Annotated in this window: 9 protein-coding genes; 6 read left to right on the top strand and 3 right to left on the bottom strand. The window is 51.2% G+C overall.

Annotated features, from left to right (window positions below):
- The first annotated feature begins 43 nt into the window (after positions 1-43).
- Positions 44-1,525, top strand: a complete 1,482-nt coding sequence (locus PG728_RS06630; protein WP_079985921.1) for a uracil-xanthine permease family protein — start codon at positions 44-46, stop codon at positions 1,523-1,525.
- A gap of 73 nt (positions 1,526-1,598) precedes the next feature.
- Here the strand turns inward: PG728_RS06630 and PG728_RS06635 are convergent, their stop codons facing one another.
- A complete protein-coding gene (locus PG728_RS06635) occupies positions 1,599-2,261 on the bottom strand; it encodes a LytR C-terminal domain-containing protein (protein ID WP_270626540.1) in 663 nt (220 codons plus the stop codon).
- Positions 2,262-2,367: 106 nt separating this feature from the next.
- On the opposite strand from PG728_RS06635, the gene PG728_RS06640 reads away from it, so the two are divergent.
- The 5 genes from PG728_RS06640 to PG728_RS06660 all read left to right on the top strand — a co-directional run bounded on the left by PG728_RS06640 (position 2,368) and on the right by PG728_RS06660 (position 15,115).
- Positions 2,368-4,158, top strand: a complete 1,791-nt coding sequence (locus PG728_RS06640) for an ABC transporter ATP-binding protein/permease (protein WP_270626542.1) — start codon at positions 2,368-2,370, stop codon at positions 4,156-4,158.
- 106 nt (positions 4,159-4,264) lie between these two features.
- Positions 4,265-6,103 carry an amino acid ABC transporter ATP-binding/permease protein gene (locus tag PG728_RS06645; protein ID WP_270626543.1) on the top strand — a complete coding sequence of 613 codons (1,839 nt, stop codon included), beginning with the start codon at positions 4,265-4,267 and terminating at the stop codon, positions 6,101-6,103.
- Positions 6,104-6,366: 263 nt separating this feature from the next.
- Positions 6,367-9,855: a DNA-directed RNA polymerase subunit beta gene (gene rpoB / locus PG728_RS06650; protein ID WP_270626544.1), complete on the top strand. Its 3,489-nt coding sequence runs from the start codon at positions 6,367-6,369 to the stop codon at positions 9,853-9,855.
- 27 nt (positions 9,856-9,882) lie between these two features.
- Positions 9,883-13,782, top strand: coding sequence for a DNA-directed RNA polymerase subunit beta' (locus PG728_RS06655; protein WP_270626628.1), 3,900 nt, complete (start codon positions 9,883-9,885; stop codon positions 13,780-13,782).
- A 244-nt stretch (positions 13,783-14,026) separates the two neighbouring features.
- Positions 14,027-15,115 carry a hypothetical protein gene (locus PG728_RS06660; protein WP_270626545.1) on the top strand — a complete coding sequence of 363 codons (1,089 nt, stop codon included), beginning with the start codon at positions 14,027-14,029 and terminating at the stop codon, positions 15,113-15,115.
- Between the two features lie 82 nt (positions 15,116-15,197).
- On the opposite strand, the gene PG728_RS06665 is transcribed toward PG728_RS06660, so the two are convergent.
- Both PG728_RS06665 and PG728_RS06670 read right to left on the bottom strand, forming a co-directional pair.
- Positions 15,198-16,961 (bottom strand): S1C family serine protease, encoded by a 1,764-nt coding sequence (locus tag PG728_RS06665; protein WP_270626546.1) that lies wholly within the window; start codon positions 16,959-16,961, stop codon positions 15,198-15,200.
- Positions 16,962-17,101: 140 nt separating this feature from the next.
- Positions 17,102-17,647 carry a hypothetical protein gene (locus PG728_RS06670; protein ID WP_270626547.1) on the bottom strand — a complete coding sequence of 182 codons (546 nt, stop codon included), beginning with the start codon at positions 17,645-17,647 and terminating at the stop codon, positions 17,102-17,104.
- Positions 17,648-17,768: the final 121 nt, after the last annotated feature.

Below are 17,768 nucleotides of genomic sequence, written 5' to 3' on the forward strand. Positions count from 1 at the left end.
GCAGTCCAGAAAATATGCAATCTCTACAGGTAACAGAGGCAAAATGTCTACTAACGATCAGATTTCCCCAAATCAAGAACACTCCAATTCTGCTGAGCTAAGCAATAAGAGTTCCAAAACCACGAAAACAAGTCGAGCCGGAGCTACTAAAGCCTCCCTATGGAAACTACATGGTGATGGACGTACGATTGCGCCGGGCGAAGTGGTGATGCCCAATGAGCGGCTAAGCTGGTCGCGTACTACCGGTATCGGTATGCAACATATCGTTGCCATGTTCGGCGCTACTTTTCTAGTGCCACTATTAACCGGATTTGACCCCTCAACCACTTTGTTCTTCACTGGTTGTGGCACGCTGTTATTCATACTTATCACCGCTGGTCGCCTCCCCTCATATTTGGGGTCTTCTTTCGCGTTAATCGCTCCCATCGGGGCTGTCACCATGTATGACCCGCAAGCGGGAATTCCTCTAGACGGAGCAAAGCAGTCTCTGGCTCAAGGCGGAGTTATCTCGGTTGGTATTCTATTAGCCCTGGTTGGCTTGATTGTGCATTTTGCGGGGTCAGGATGGATAGACAAACTGATGCCTCCGATTGTTACTGGCGCGATTGTTTCCTTGATTGGTTTCAACCTCGCCCCCAGTGCCTGGAATAACGTTAAACAGGCTCCCATTACCGCCACGGTCACTATTGTGACTATCTTGCTGGTAACCGTACTTTTCAAAGGAATTATTGGGCGCTTGTCTATCCTGATTGGAGTGCTGGTCGGATACGGTTGCGCAATTGTTCGCGAAGAGGTCGATTTTGCAGCTATCGGAGCGGCAAAAGTAGTGGGATTACCGGCTTTCCATGCTCCAGCTTTTGAACCAAAGTATTTGGGACTATTCCTGCCGGTAGTTTTAGTGCTGATTGCAGAAAACATTGGTCACGTTAAATCGGTATCCGCGATGACCGGACAGAATCTTGATGATTTAACCGGTAGGGCGCTACTCGCAGATGGGGTTGCTACCGTACTGGCTGGCTGTGGTGGAGGTTCAGGAACCACCACCTATGCCGAGAATATCGGAGTTATGGCTGCAACCCGGGTCTATGCAACGGTTGCCTATATTATTGCTGCCTGCGGCGCGTTGGCCTTATCTTTACTGCCAAAGTTCGGGGCTGCTATTGCCACCATTCCCGCCGGGGTGTTAGGCGGGGCTGCCACGGTACTTTACGGAATGATTGGGATGCTGGGGGTTCGTATCTGGGTACAAAACAAGGTGGATTTTGCTGACCCGGTGAACCTAAATACTGCGGCAGTCGCAATGGTTTTAGCAATCGCTAACTACACTTTGGTAGCTGGTGGAGCCACGTTTGAAGGAATCGCTTTAGGCTCGTTCGGGGCAATCATCATTTACCATGTGATGCGGGCAATCTCGAAAGTGCGGGGTACTTTCCTAGAACAGGCTTCTCCGGCATCTGCTCCCGCCGGAACTGACTTAAAGTCACGTTCCTATGAAAAGCGGGTAGCGTCCTCGGTAGAAGATTAACAGAATTAAGATAACCCTCCCCTGTCGGAAAGGACAGGGGAGGGTTATCTTTTAGCTTTGACCTTGACTTTGATTAGGCGATTTGCACGAGTTTGCAGCCGTCAATCTTTTCAAGGTCTTTGCTAGCAATCTCTTTGAACTTTTCGAGACTAACCATATCTGAATACTGAGAGCCGATAGTTACAGTTACATCGGGAGTGGGGCGCGGATCCATAATGATTTCCGCATCTTCAAAGGCACGCGCCAAAGTGTATGCCACATTAACACCGGTAGGGCCAGTAACGATGCGGATATTGCCCTCATAAGAACCGGAACTGATATTTCCGGTATCTTTCACGGTGATGCCACGAGCCTTTAGTTCTTTAGAGATTTTGCTAGCCAAACCGGAAACATCAGTGCCATTAACAACATGGATTTCCATCTTGTCCAAAGGGAATGCTTTTTCTGAGGTAGGGCAGGGTGTGTCTCCCGCCTGCGCGTATTGAGGAGCCTGTTTGAAATCATCAAAGAAAGGGAACGGGACAATTCCAAATCCCACCAGGATAGAAATCACCAACAGAACTGTCATTACCGAACCGATAACCGTAAAAACCATGGTTTCTCGTTGCTGACGGCGACGAACATAGCGCTGATAAGGAGTTAAGTTATCCGGCGGGTTAGAGCTTTCCGGCTCTGCTTGCAGTTTTGACTGTTTAGCATCTGGGGTACTGCTGGGGCTTACCTGCGTTTGATTCATGCTTGCTACTTTACCTCTCCTAGGGGTAGCTGCGGTTAGGTGGGTACTGTCTGGGCGCTAAAACTAGTAAGGTTAAGCCAGAAAACCCACTGAACTAGAGGATTACATGGCGAAGAAACTCTCACTTTCTGGTCCCGCAGGGATAGTAGCGATTGTTACCTCTGTGATGCTTACTTTGGTTTCGGTTCTACTGGCGGCGGGTTTTACGGTTCTAGTTGGTTATACCCTGGCACAGGCGTTTTCAGGCAAGAGCATATCGGGGCAGCTAGGGGGACTATTTTTCCTTGCCATCGGGATGGGAGGATGCGAGAGTCTGCGAGTAGCGATTGAGCAGCGCTGCCAGCTTAGTGAACAGGAAGCGCTACAGTCCCGGCTGTTGTGGCATATTTTCCGCATCGGACCGGGAATTCTTGCCCAACGCCGGGTAGGTTCCCTAATCGACATGATGACTGCGGGGACGGAAAAAATTGAGCGCTACCGGCAAGGCTTTCTGGGCAGCATGATTGGTTCGATGCTTACCCCACCGCTGGTGTTAGTGTTGATGGCACTATTTATTGACCCGATTTGTGCGTTGGTTCTGTTAGCTTTTGTCCCGCTAGTTCCTCTAATTATTTTTGTTTTCTCCAAACTGACTCGCAAAGTATCAGGTAAATCTCGTAGGCAACGTAACCAGCTGGCAGCAGCCTATTTGGATACTATTTCCGGCCTGGAAACCCTTACCCTAGTGGGAGCGAGCGAGGTTCAAGGGAAAAAACTAGCCGCTGCCGGGGAGAAAAACCGGCTCTCTACTATGCGCCTGCTGGCAGCAAATCAGCTAATCCTGCTGGTTATTGACATGGGTTTTAATCTGTTGTTGCTGACGAGTGGATTTGCTCTTTGCCTTTGGAGGGTTCTGTCAGGTGCTTGGGGAATCGGGGTTGGCCTGATAGCGCCGATGGTTTCTATGTTGGGGCTTACGCTGCTGCTTTTAGAACCAATGAACAATATCGGTGCTTTCTTCTATATTGGGATGGCGGGGAGGGCGAATCAGCGCCTAGTGCGTCGATTCTTAGGTTCAAAAACCTCCTTAGCAGCTCCAAAAGTATCCCCGGATACGGGTTTGGAATCCTCAGAAAATAGCGACCTAACCCGGCGGGAGGCAGAATCGGAGGACGAAGCGCCCGCGAACTCAAAACTTACGTCACCGGTGAACTCGAATCAAAGTGTCAGTTCTGCTGTAGACCCTGATTTGCCTCTAATCCAGATGCAAGGGATTAACTTTGCTTACCCTGGCGGCAAGCCCGTCCTCAAAAATCTTGACTTAACGGTGGAAAAGGGAGAATGGGTGGCAATCTGCGGAGCTTCCGGAGAGGGGAAATCGACCCTCATCGAAATGATAAAAGGCAACCTATTGCCAAATAGCGGTCAAGTTTACCTGCAAGGACAGTCTTTAACGCCGACTAATCGTGACTGGTTTAGGGCGCGTTCAGCCTTGCTACAGCAAACCACCTGGGTTTTTTCCGGCACAATCCGCTCCAATTTGATGATGGTAGCTCCGCGAGCCAGCGAAGAGCGCCTATGGGACTGCCTAAAAAAGGTAAAACTAGGAGAAGAAGTGAGGTCTTTCCCGAAAGGGCTAGATACTACGGTAGGGGAGGACGCCTACGCCCTATCGGGAGGGCAAGCGCAAAGGCTTTCGCTAGCGCGAGCCCTGCTTTCCGAGCGAGATTTATTACTGCTAGACGAACCAACTTCGCAGATAGATTTAGCATCTGAAGCAGCTATTATTCAGGCGCTCGCGGAAATAGCTAAGGAAAAAACCCTTCTGCTGCTCACGCACCGTGCCAGCGCCCTGAGATACGCCGACCGCGTCCTCTACCTGAAAGATGGCGCATTGCGGGAGGTGAGCAGTGAATAAAAACGGCAAAAAGAGCTGGAAGTTCTTAAAACGCTTACGCCCCGCCAAAGCTGTCCTCCTACCCGGTAAACCCCGTTCGAACAGGGGAAAGCGTAACGAAGATTATATGGCTGCGGACAAAAAAGTGGGGACGCTCCAACTAATCAACTGGTTAGTGCGTATTACTCGCCCGGTGCTTAAACCCCTTTACCTATCGGGTGTATCCTCCCTGTTGAACCAAGGTTTGGGTATTGCGCTGGTAGCTTTCGGGGGGTATCGAGTTAGCTTCGCAGCCCTGACGGTTGCGACCGGGGGCGCGCTGCCCCTTTCCTATCTGTGGATAACCGTAGGGGTAATGGCTCTCTTGGCAGCGCTGAAAGGGCTTTTCCGCTACCTGGAGCAGTTCGCTGGTCACTATGTGGCATTCAAAGCGTTAGAGCTGCTGCGTAGCGAAATGTATCGGGCTTTAGTGCCGCAGGCTCCTGCCTTAATGGTGGAAGCAAAAAGTGGAGATTTATTGACCCGGGTTACTAGCGATATTGACCGGATTGAAGTGTTTTTTGCGCACACGCTGGTTCCGGCTTTTACCGCTTTGGTTATCCCACTGGGGGTTTCTGTTTTCACTGGAGTGATGGTGAATCCCCTGAGCGGTTTTTTGCTGTTCCTCATCTACTTGGCGAATTTAATGGTTCTTCTGCTGCTGGGAACCGGGGAAGGAAATCGCGGGGCAGATTTGGCAGCGAAAGCGAAAGGTCAAGTAGCGCAAACGGTAACGGATTCGGTAAACGGGATTAACGAGGTTGTCGGATACGGTTTGCAGCGTATCCGAATTATTCAGTTAGAACGCTATATGTCGATTGTTAGCGCCACCTCGAGGGTAGTGAACTCACTTTTTGCTGTGCGCAGAGCATTTACCCAAACCCTGATGTATCTGGCGCTTTTGTTGATTATGTTAGTGGCAGCGCCAGCTAGTAGTAGTTTTGATACCCTTCCCTCTTTGGTGGCGGTGCTATTTGCGGTGCTGCGTTCGTGGGATGTTTGTCGTTCAGTGGAAGATTTCTCAACTAACTTAGCTAACTCTTTCGCGGCTGCGCGCCGGGTTTGGACTCTCGCTCACACTCCCCCTCAGGTTAGAGGCGGAGTAAAAGAGCTGGAAGAAAAGCCTTTTCCGATTATTTTTAAGGACGTGTCCTTTAGTTATCCGCAAAAGGGCGAGCGTGTGGGAGCCGCGCCGGTAGTCAAAGAGGTTTCGTTTAGTGTTCCTGCCGGTTCGTGGACCAGTATTTGCGGAGCTACTGGCAGCGGGAAATCTACTCTAGCTAGCTTATTGCTGCGATATTGGGATGTAGATAGCGGAGAAATTCTTTTAGGAGACCGCCCCCTATCGCAAATCGATCCGCAAGCTATTCGCCAGGCAATCTCTTACGTTACCCAGCGGGTACACATTTTTTCGACCTCTATCGCCGATAATCTGCGTTTAGCCAGCCCCAGAGCAGATGACGCCCAGCTTTGGGAAGTGCTAAAAATCGTGGAGCTAGACCAGATGATTCGGGATTTACCGGCAGGTTTAAACACTCGCCTGGGTTCTCGGGGAACCGGTCTGTCCGGGGGGCAGCGGCAAAGATTAGCTTTAGCCAGGGCGCTGTTGAAGGAATCTTCGGTGCTGGTGTTAGATGAGTTTACCGCCCATTTAGAGCCTTCTTTAGCGGCAAGAATTCGCAGCCGAGTACGGCAGAAGCGTCCAGAAGCGACCATTATTGAAATCACCCATACCCTAAGCCAGATTAAACAAGCCGACCAGGTGCTGGTGCTCTCACAGGGAAAATTAGTACAACAGGGAGAGGCGGAAAAACTATTACAGCAAGAGGGCGAACTTGCCAAGCTAGTTGCCCACGAGAAAGCAGCCCAATTTAACCTGCCAATAGAGCCAGCTCCAGCGAGCACACAGTCATTGTCATCAATCTAAAACACCCTAATTTGAGGGCGGAGGAAACTAACCCGCCCCGCATCCTCCGCCAAAGCTGTGAAAATGCGCACGTCCTCGCCCTCTATCTGGCATCCGAATAAGTTTCAAACTACCATTAATACTTGCGTTTACCGTAGCCCGATGTGGTTTGGTCTGCTGATTAGCCTCTAAAATGCGCAAGGCAATCCGAAAGCAACCATTCCCGGAATGGGGCGGAGACCTAAAAATATGCGCTTAAGTTACGTCGTCCGAAAGGAATCCTTTTGGCTGCTGAAACCGCATCTGCCAATAAGCCCTCTCGCCTGTCGTTTGCGAAACTACAGGAAGTTATGGCTCCCCCGAATCTACTAGACATTCAAAGGAAATCTTTTGAATGGCTCCTTGGCACCCCGCAATGGCGTCAAGCTGAAGAAGAAAACGCGAAAGCTAAGCATCACAACCTGCCTTTGCTTTCCGGTCTAGAGGAAGTCTTTGAAGAGATTTCCCCTATCCAAGACTTCGCGGGGTCAATGTCACTATCATTCTCCGATCCCAAGTTCGAGCCCCCCAAGTATTCCATTGAAGAATGTAAAGCCAAAGACTACACCTATGCGGCTCCCATTTTTGTAACTGCGGAATACATGAATGAAAACACTGGCGAGATTAAATCTCAGACCGTGTTTATGGGGGATTTCCCGCTGATGACTCCGCGGGCAACCTTCATTATTAACGGCACCGAGCGGGTAGTTGTATCCCAGCTGGTGCGTTCTCCCGGCGTCTACTTCGAGAAAGTTGCTGACAAGACCTCAGACAAGGACATCTACGGCTGCAAGTTCATTCCTTCCCGGGGTGCTTGGCTTGAGCTTGAGATTGACAAACGCGAAAACGTAGGCATCCGTATTGACCGGCGGCGTAAGCAGTCGGGTACCGTATTCCTGCGCGCCCTCGGCATGAGCGCCCAAGAAATCCGCGAAGAGTTCAAAGACTATCCGATTATGCTTTCCACCTTGGAAAAAGACTCGGATAATATTCAATCCACCGATGATGCTCGGGCAGACATTTACCGCAAGATTCGCCCCGGTGAACCTGCAAGCGCAGAAGCCGGTCGTAACCTGATTGAGGGTTTCTACTTCAACCCCAAGCGCTACGACCTGGCAAAAGTAGGTCGCTACAAGCTGAATCGGAAACTGGGACTTACCTCAGATATCAACTCTTCCACTCTGACTTTGGATGATATCGTTGCCGGTTTCAAATACCTGCTGGCACTGCAAAAAGGTGACCAAACGGTACCCGCCACTAACGAGGACGGCGAAATCGTTGATTTGCGAGTCGAAACTGACGATATTGACCACTTCGGTAACCGCCGGATTCGCGCAGTTGGCGAACTGATTCAAGCTCAGATTCGCACCGGGCTATCCCGGATGGAACGGGTCGTACGCGAACGCATGACCACCCAGGACGCGGAGGCCATCACCCCGCAGTCACTGATTAACATCCGTCCGGTAGTGGCCGCCATCAAAGAATTCTTTGGTACTTCGCAGCTGTCACAGTTCATGGATCAAAACAACCCGCTTTCCGGTCTAACCCACAAGCGGCGTCTATCCGCGCTAGGTCCGGGCGGTCTTTCTCGTGACCGCGCCGGCATGGAAGTTCGTGACGTGCACCCCTCCCACTATGGCCGGATGTGCCCGATTGAATCTCCGGAAGGTCCGAACATTGGTCTAATCGGCTCGCTGGCTACCTATGCACGCTTAAACTCCTTCGGGTTTATCGAAACCCCCTATCGGGTAGTTAAAGATGGTCGGGTAACTGAAGAGGTTCACTATCTAAGCGCCGATGAAGAATCTGGATACAACATTGCCCAGGCCTCCGCACCGCTAAACGATGATGGTTCCTTTGCGGAAGAACTGGTTCTGTGCCGGATTGCCGGGCATGACCCGCAAGAAGTTCACCGCGACGAAGTAGACTTCATGGATGTTTCAGCCCGGCAAATGACTTCAGTCGCCGCCGCTCTGATTCCGTTCCTAGAACACGATGACGCTAACCGCGCCCTCATGGGGGCTAACATGCAGCGTCAAGCGGTTCCGTTGCTAACCACCGAGGCTCCGCTAGTAGGTACCGGTATGGAGCGGCGTACCGCTATGGATGCCGGCGAAGCCATTGTTAGCGAACACGCCGGGGTAGTTGTTGAAGCTGATGCAGCACATGTACAGCTCATGTGCGATGATGGCACCTACTTCACCTATAAGCTGGACAAATTCCACCGTTCCAACCCCGGTAACTGCTACAACCAGCATGTACGGGTGGCAGCCGGGGATCGGGTAGAGGTCGGCGATTTAATCGCTGACGGTCCGGCAACCGATCATGGCGAACTGGCTTTGGGTAAGAACCTGCTGGTTGCCTATATGTCGTGGGAAGGTCTCAACTACGAGGACGCGATTATTCTTTCCCGCCGGGTAGTCCAAGATGATGTGCTCACTTCTATCCATATTGAAGAACACGAGATTGATGCTCGCGAAACTAAACTTGGTCTAGAGGAAATCACTCGCGATATTCCTAATATCTCCGAAGACGCCCTATCTGACCTTGACGAACGCGGTATTATCCGCATCGGCGCCGAGGTTCAAGCCGGCGATATTCTGGTCGGGAAAGTAACCCCCAAGGGCGAAACTGAGCTGACCAGCGAAGAACGTCTGCTGCGCGCCATCTTCGGTGAGAAAGCCCGCGAGGTGCGGGACACTTCTCTGCGCGTGCCTCATGGTGAATCTGGAATCGTGATCGGAGTACGTGAGTTCACCGACGATGATGACGAACTACCTCCTGGGGTAAAGCAGATGGTGCGGGTCTATGTAGCCCAGCGCCGTAAAATTACTATCGGCGATAAAATGGCTGGTCGTCACGGCAATAAAGGTGTGGTTTCCAAGATTTTGCCGGTTGAGGATATGCCTTTCCTAGAGGACGGAACCCCGGTCGATATTATTTTGAACCCAATGGGCGTGCCGGGACGTATGAATATCGGTCAGGTCCTCGAATTCCATTTAGGCTGGATTGCTCATCAAGGTTGGGATACTTCCTTGCTGGCTGAAGAGGGCGCCAAGTGGATTGAGAAACTCCCCAAGGAGGGGCTATCGGCTCCCGCTGGTCAAAAAGTTGCTACCCCGGTGTTTGACGGTGTACAAGAAGACGTATTGACCGGTCTGCTCGGTTGCACCCGTCCGAACGCTGACGGCGATCGCCTGATTAACGCAGACGGCAAAGCCCGCCTGTTTGACGGGCGCAGCGGTGAACCGTTCCCCTACCCGATTTCGGTAGGGTACAAGTACATGCTGAAGCTGCACCACCTGGTAGACGACAAGATTCACGCACGTTCCACCGGTCCTTACTCCATGATTACCCAGCAGCCTTTGGGTGGTAAAGCCCAGTTCGGTGGCCAGCGTTTCGGTGAGATGGAAGTTTGGGCGATGGAAGCCTACGGCGCCGCCTATTCGCTACAGGAACTACTGACCGTGAAATCTGATGATATTACCGGTCGTGTAAAGGTCTATGAGGCGATTGTCAAGGGCGAAGATATTCCGCAACCTGGCATTCCGGAATCCTTCCGCGTCCTCATACAAGAAATGCGCTCCCTCTGCCTGAACGTGGAAGCCTTGGACGCTGAAGATAACGTAGTGTCTCTGGCTGAAGACGATGACGGTGCTGAGCGCGCCAGCGAAGAGTTGGGGATTAACATTGGCTCGCGGCCAAACCCCAATGTTTCTTTGGAAGAAATCTAGGCAGCAGGGAAAAGAAGGTAAGAGTCGATTATGGATGCAAATAAATTCGATCAACTACATATCGGCATGGCGACCGCTGATGCTGTGGCGGAATGGTCATTTGGCGAAGTCAAAAAGCCGGAAACAATTAACTACCGTACCCTAAAGCCCGAGAAAGACGGTCTGTTCTGTGAACGGATATTCGGTCCTACTAGAGACTGGGAATGTGCTTGTGGAAAATACAAGCGGGTGCGTTACAAAGGCATCGTTTGTGAGCGCTGCGGGGTAGAAGTTACTCGCTCCAAGGTGCGCCGCGAACGTATGGGTCATATTGAACTGGCTGCCCCGGTTACCCATATTTGGTATTTCAAGGGCGTGCCCTCCCGTCTGGGTTACCTGCTGGATTTAGCACCGAAAGACCTGGAAAAGGTAATTTACTTCGCGGCCTATATGATTACCGAGGTCGATGAGGATGCTCGCCACCAGGATTTACCGAATCTGGAAAACGAGCTTAGCCTGGAAAAACAGCGTTTAACTGAACGCTGCGAGGCGCAGATTGTTGCCCGCCAGGAAAAACTGGAAAAAGATTTGGCAGCCTTAGAAGCCAATGATGCCAAGAACGCTGAAAAGGAAAAAGTTCGTAAAATCGCCGATAAAGAGGTTACTCAGATGCGGCGCAAGCTCGATCGGGAACTGACTCGTCGGGACGAGGTATTCACCCGCTTCAAGGAACTACAGGTAGGTGACCTCGAGGGTGATGAGCGGCTTTACCGCGACTTGGAGATGCGTTACGGCATTTATTTCAAGGGCGACAAGGGCGCGCAGGCAGTCCAAAAGCGTCTGCGGGACTTCGACCTCAAGGCTGAAGCTGAAAAGCTGAAAGAAGAAGTGGAAACCGGTACCGGACAGCGTAAGATTCGGGCTCTAAAGCGCTTGAAAGTCATTTCGGCTTTCCTGCAGACCGGGAACAACCCAGATTCGATGGTGCTTGACCGGATTCCGGTGATTCCTCCGGATCTACGTCCGATGGTGCAGCTAGACGGTGGTCGCTTTGCTACCTCTGACTTGAACGATTTATACCGCCGGGTGATTAACCGTAATAACCGTTTGAAGCGGCTGCTGGATTTGGGTGCTCCCCAGATTATCGTTAATAACGAAAAGCGGATGCTGCAAGAATCTGTGGACGCCCTTTTCGATAATGGTCGCCGCGGTCGTCCGGTGACTGGTCCGGGTAACCGTCCGTTGAAGTCCCTATCCGATATGCTCAAGGGCAAGCAGGGGCGTTTCCGTCAGAACCTATTGGGTAAGCGAGTTGATTATTCTGGTCGTTCCGTAATCGTGGTAGGTCCGCAGCTCAGGCTGCACCAGTGCGGTTTGCCCAAGCAGATGGCTTTGGAGCTGTTTAAGCCGTTCGTAATGAAACGACTGGTTGAGCGACAAGAAGCTCAGAACGTTAAGGCCGCGAAGCGGATGGTAGAACGCCAGCGTCCGCAGGTGTGGGACGTGCTCGATGAGGTAATCACCGAGCATCCGGTGTTGCTGAACCGCGCTCCTACTTTGCACCGCCTAGGTATTCAGGCTTTCGAGCCGATTTTGATTGAGGGTAAAGCAGTTCAGCTTCACCCGCTGGCTTGTGGCGCGTTCAACGCGGACTTTGATGGTGACCAGATGGCTGTTCACCTGCCGCTGGGTGCGGAAGCACAGGCAGAGGCACGGATTTTGATGCTGTCTTCGAATAACATTTTGAAGCCGGCTGATGGTCGCCCGGTAACTATGCCCTCCCAGGATATGGTGATTGGTATTTACCACTTGACCTCCGATCCGGATCCGGCACTACCGGTTCCCACCGACGAGGACGGAAACCCGATTACCCCCAAGTTCTCTTCTTTGGGGGAGGCGATTATGGCTTATGACCAGAACCGTCTGGACATTAACGCAACCGCTTTGATTCGTTTCGAGCCGGGTACGGTTCCTCCAAAGGATTGGCAGGCTCCGGAAGGATTTGAAGAGGGCGATCCGGTAGAGTTCGAGACTTCGATTGGGCGTTGCTTCTTCAATGAGGCACTGCCGGTTTCTTACCCGTTCGTAAACGAGCAGGTAGACAAGAAAGGTTTGTCCCGGATTGTCAATACCTTGGCGGAACGTTACGACAAAGGTAATGTGGCAGCCTCACTGGACGCTTTGAAAGAGACTGGTTTCCACTGGGCAACCTGGTCGGGTACTACCATCGGCTTCGCTGACGTGGTAGAGCCCCCGATAAAGGCAGAGATTCTAGCCGAATATGACGAGAAAGCTGCCAAGGTACAGGAGGACGCAGATTTAGGTTTGATTACCGCCCAGGATCGTTACAACGAACTGGTGGATTTGTGGACCGAATGTACTGCTAAAGTTGCCGAGGCAATGCGGGAGAACTTCCCGGCTCGTAACCAGGTGAACCGGATGGTTTCTTCTGGTGCTCGTGGTAACTGGGATCAGATTCGACAGATTTCCGGTATGCGTGGTCTGGTGGCTGACCCGAAGCAGAAGCTGATTGAGCAGCCGATTAAATCGAACTACCGTTCCGGTCTATCTGTTCTGGAATACTTCATCGCTACTCACGGTGCGCGTAAAGGTTTGGCCGATACCGCATTGCGTACTGCCGACTCGGGTTATTTGACTCGTCGTCTGGTGGACGTGTCCCAGGACGTTATTGTGCGCGAACAGGACTGTGGTACTCGCCGCGGTCTAGTACTGCCGATTGGAGGTGTTTCTGAAGATGGCAAGGTTTATAAACTGGACATCGTAGAAACCACTGCCTATGGACGTACTCTTTCCAAGGACGTTACTGACGCGGATGGCAATCTGGTATTTGCCAAGGGAACCGATATTGGTGACGAGAAGATTGATGCCTTAATCGAGGCGGGGGTAACCGAAATTCCGGTACGCTCGGTTTTGACCTGTGAATCTGAGGCCGGTACTTGTGCGTCTTGTTATGGGCGTTCTCTGGCGACTGGTAAACGGGTCGATATTGGGGAAGCGGTGGGGATTATCGCTGCCCAGTCGATTGGGGAGCCGGGTACTCAGCTGACGATGCGTACTTTCCACACCGGTGGTGCGGCTGGCGCAGCCGATATTACCCAGGGTCTGCCGCGTGTACAGGAGCTCTTCGAGGCTCGTACCCCCAAGGGCGAAGCCCTGATTACCGAGGCTGCCGGGCGTATCAAGATTGTTGATGAACCGGGTGAGCCTCGTCAGTTGGTAGTGGTGCGTGATGATGGTCAAGATGACTTGATTATTGACGCTCCGCGCCGGATGAAGCTGATTGTCTCTGACGGTGACCATGTGGAGGTTGGCGAACAGCTGACTGAGGGACGTTTGGATCCGAAGAAAGTTTTGCGGATTTTGGGTGTGAACTCTACTCAAAGGCAGCTGGTGAATGAAGTTCAAGAGGTTTACCGTTCGCAGGGCGTGGATATTCACTCCAAGCACATTGAGGTGATTGTCCGTCAGATGCTACGGCGGGTAACCGTGTTGAAGTCGGGTGATACCGAGCTGTTGCCGGGTACTTTGGTGGATTCGATTCGTTTCCGCTCCATTAACCGCAAAGTGGTTTCCGAGGGCGGGGAGCCAGCTGCGGCTCGTCCGGAACTGATGGGGATTACTAAAGCCTCCTTGGCTACCGATTCCTGGTTGTCTGCGGCTTCCTTCCAGGAGACTACGAAGGTGCTCACTGACGCGGCCATGAATCATAAGAAAGATCCGCTGGTAGGTCTGAAAGAGAACGTTATTCTTGGTAAGTTGATTCCGGCGGGTACCGGTCTGGCCATGTTCCGTGATGCCAGTGTGGAGCCCACTGAGGAAGCAATGTCCAAGATGGGTTGGTCTGCTGACGATTTCAAAGTTCCTGAAATAGACGATGATTTCTTGGCAGGAATCAATTTTGAGGATTCTTTTGGTCTGAATCTTTAGTTTTCTAATCTAGGAAGCTGTTTAATCGGGGCCTGACTTCATAGTCAGGCCCCGATTATTTATAGCTGCACATCTTGATGCTACGAAGAGGAGATAATACCCAGAAGAAGTGGCTGTCTGATTAGCTACTAAGGGTAGTTTTTATTGAAGCTCCCAAGGAAAGGTAGATATGAAGAAGCTCTCAGCTTGGATATTATTTTCACCTTGCTTTAATCTTTTGGCTTAGTAGTATTTAACTATGACAATGACGAGGAAAAAGAATGTCCTATTAGGAACCCTAACAATGGTGGGATTGGCGCTAGGAGGACTGCTAGCGGTTTCTGGTAATCAAAATGTACAGGCAGCTGATCGGACACCCACGGTGCGAGAATGCCGGGTAATGCATAACCAGGTCGCCAAAGGGCAACCAATTAGTAACCTGGATGTTTTCTTGATTGGTGCTACCAGTGCCGATTCCTATACTTTGTCGCTGTACTTGGGGAACACTAAATTCCGCCCGGCGATTGAAGCCGCCACCAAGATGTGGACCGAACGCAGTGGCGGAAAAATTACCTTCCAATTCGTGGACTCGATGGCTAATCGCCCGGTACGGGTAATCGATTCTCCTTATTCCGAGGGTAAGGCTATCGGTACTGCCTATGCTGCACAACGGCTTCTGTACCTACGTCTCGATCGCAGCGGCTGGCTAACCCAGGTTTCGACCGTTGCCCATGAGCTGGGACATCTTTTAGGGGTAGACCATACTTGTAAGGGTGATTTAATGGCCGCCGGTATGGCAGGGGTCAAAGACTTCAAAAACCCGATTACAGATGCAGATGTGGCCTTAGCCTTGCAAGGTCTGGAACGGCATTTGGGATACCCCGCGGGTTCACAACCGGTTCCGCCCAGTGAGCAACCCACGGTTTCTCCGAAACCTAGTGAAGACCCGAAGCCAACTACCCAACCAACCCAACCGGAAGTGCCATCCGAAACTAGCAAACCTTCTCCGGATGCCTCTGGGCAGCCCAGCAGTACGCCCAGTGAAAACCCGACTACTCCCTCTCCCTCGGCTGAGCCTACTCAAGAACCAACTACTTCCCCGCAGCCTACTTCGGAGCCGGAAGTTCAACCAGAGCCCAGCAGCAAGCCCAGCTCAGAACCTACTACCTCTACCTCAGAACCTACCTTTACGGAGGCTCCGATTCCGGATGCTCCTCCCACCGCAGTACCAGAACCGAGCGTTACCCCTGACAATAATGCAGAGGAATCTGAGAGTTTCGTAGTTAAGGTACGCGTGTTCTTCGTGCGAGTATTCTCTTGGGTAGGCGGATTCTTCCGTTCCTTTACTTCTTAAAATAAGTGAATACTTGCAAATAAATCGGGGGTATTTCCCATGGGAAATACCCCCGATTTATTTATGTCCAGAAAATCAGCAGTTATCTCTGGAGCGTAGATTCAGCCCCTAAAGTTACCTTAATTTGATGTTCCCCATCGGAACGCAGCAAGGTTAAAGTAACTTGGTCACCTGGTTTATACCAACGTACATACCCGGTTAAAGCTGTTCCAGAACTAATATCGTGCTTGTCAATCTTGGTAATCAAATCGCCACTCTTTAGTCCAGCCTTGTCGGCAGCCGAACCAGGAACCACTTGCTCTACAGCTGCTCCTACTTGAGATTCCCCAGCTACTTTTGCTATTCCGGTCTTAATAGTTACCCCTAACACGGCGTGGGTAACTTTCCCGGTCTTAAGGATTTGATCTGCCACGTTTTTAACCAGATTCACCGGAATGGCGAACCCGATACCAATCGAACCGGATTGACCGGAACTATTCGAGCCCAAAGAAGCAATTGAGGAAGTAATCCCGATTACTTGACCAGATGCGTTAAATAACGGACCACCTGAGTTACCAGGATTGATGGCCGCATCCACCTGAATAGCGTTAGTTACAACTTGTTGGCCACTTCCCGAGCGCTCATTTAGTCCCGGAATCTCAATCCCGGAGCGTTTCTCCCCTGAAGATTGAGTAACCGCCACCGGTCTGTCTAGGGCAGAAATAATGCCGGTAGTTACCGTGTTTTCTAGTCCTAGCGGAGAACCAATCGCGGCTACTGGTTGTGCTACCCGCAAATCAGTGGAACTACCTAGTGAAGCCATCTCTAGCGTCTTTGGAGGGTTAGTGAATTTTAGAACCGCCAGGTCAGTAGAAGCATCTGCCCCCACCACTTGCGCATCATAAATTTTGCCGTTATGTAAGGTGATTTGCACTTTGCTATTTCCAGTAATCGCCGCTGCCACTACGTGATAGTTGGTGATTACGTGTCCCGCTTGATCAAAAATAACCCCGGAGCCGGTTTCCCCTGAGCTCCCAGAAGCTACCTGAATAGCCACAACGGACGGCTGGACAGTTTTTGCTACCGTTTCCCAATCAGTGGCTTTACCACTGGCCTGTACCACTGGTGCTTGAGTGGCGATTTTACTCTGGGAAGTTCCCAAAGAGGTGGTGTTATCGGCGTTCATATAAGCTACTAATCCCCAGCAAGCCAGCGAGGCGGTAACTGCAATCGCAATAGTTGACAGCCAACCAGGTCCGCGTTTGCTCTTTTCCTTACTCTTTTCCGGCATCGGGGAGGGTTCCCAAGTTCCCTGCCCACTTTGAGGGAACTGTCCTGCCACCGAAGCGGGCTGGTAAGGAGTTTGATTATAAAAACTGCCCTCAAAGGTGGTGTGGGCGCTTTCATAAGGGGAGGAGGGCGGGAATTGATTTTCGGAAACAGAGGGCGCTTGCGCCTCTCGCCCAAAGCCATTGTTCAAGAAGTTATTTGTTTCGGGCTCTGCGGACATTTCATAGGACGCTATGTGAGCACCCTGGTGGCTGTCGCTTTCCTTAGGAGTGGCGTAAGGATAAGCAGCGGTTCTGTTATCTTCTACCGGCAAACCGGTAGAACCTGGCTGGACACTGGTGATTCTCCCCTGTAGCTCAGGCATAGCTGCCGGGGAATCCTCCTGGTCACCTAGGGTGCTAGCAGCAGTATTACTTGTTGGTATCGAAGTATTTACTGCCGACACATTAGGGTGGTCGCTTTGAGTGTCACTTTGAGTTTCACCTGGCCAACCAGCACTTTGCCAGTCATCCATTTCCCAGTTATCAATCGGCTGATTCGGGTCTTGAGGCCAGTTCGAATTATTTTTATTGGTCATCAGTTTCAATCTCCTATTCTCGCTATGCCCCAATAGTGACACTAAGAACTGTCTTATATCTGGATGATTTCTGGAAGTTATCTGGATGGCTAAAATCGCTCATAGATTCTATAAAACAAGCTAACTTTAGCGACAGTGTCTTAGTGCGGTTTACGTTTACTGCGATTGACTTTCTTGGACTGTTTCTTAGTTGCGCTCTCGATAGTAGGCTCTGTTTTACCCTGAGCGGTGCGAAGTCGCGGGTTCTCTAGGTGTCCATCCTGGAGGTGCTCGCGATACCACTTTGGAGCCAGAGTTAAGCCGCGAGAAGGGGAATAACCCAGGAGACGGTAGTATTCACGCAGCCAAGCCGGTCGTAGCCTCTCAGGATAGTAGAGATTAGTCAATCCCCAAACCATTCCTATTAACCCCACAATCGCGCCAAACAAACATAAAGTAACAAACAGGTAGCTCCAGGGTTTACCGAATGCATAAGCCGGAAGTATAGCGCCAATCATCAAGAAAAAAAGACCCAGGGCAGGTAAAAACACTAACACCCAACGTTCATCAATTATTAGAATCCCAGAACGAGAAATATCTTTCCTTTTCTTTGGAACCCAAAAACGCGCCCTCGCGCTGCCGTGCCGAATCCAGACCGAACCCGCCAGTAAAACCATGCCCATAACTAAAGCAACAATATGATTCATGAAAACTAGCCTAACCTGTTTTTCTTGTACCTAACATGAGCGCCAAAACGGCAAATCAAAAAGTCCCTAATCAGTTAAACACCTAAAAAACACCGAGGAGAGTATAAACCTGCACGTTCAA

The sequence above is a fragment of the Varibaculum timonense genome, from assembly GCF_027694345.1.
Taxonomy (GTDB): Bacteria; Actinomycetota; Actinomycetes; order Actinomycetales; family Actinomycetaceae; genus Varibaculum; species Varibaculum timonense_A.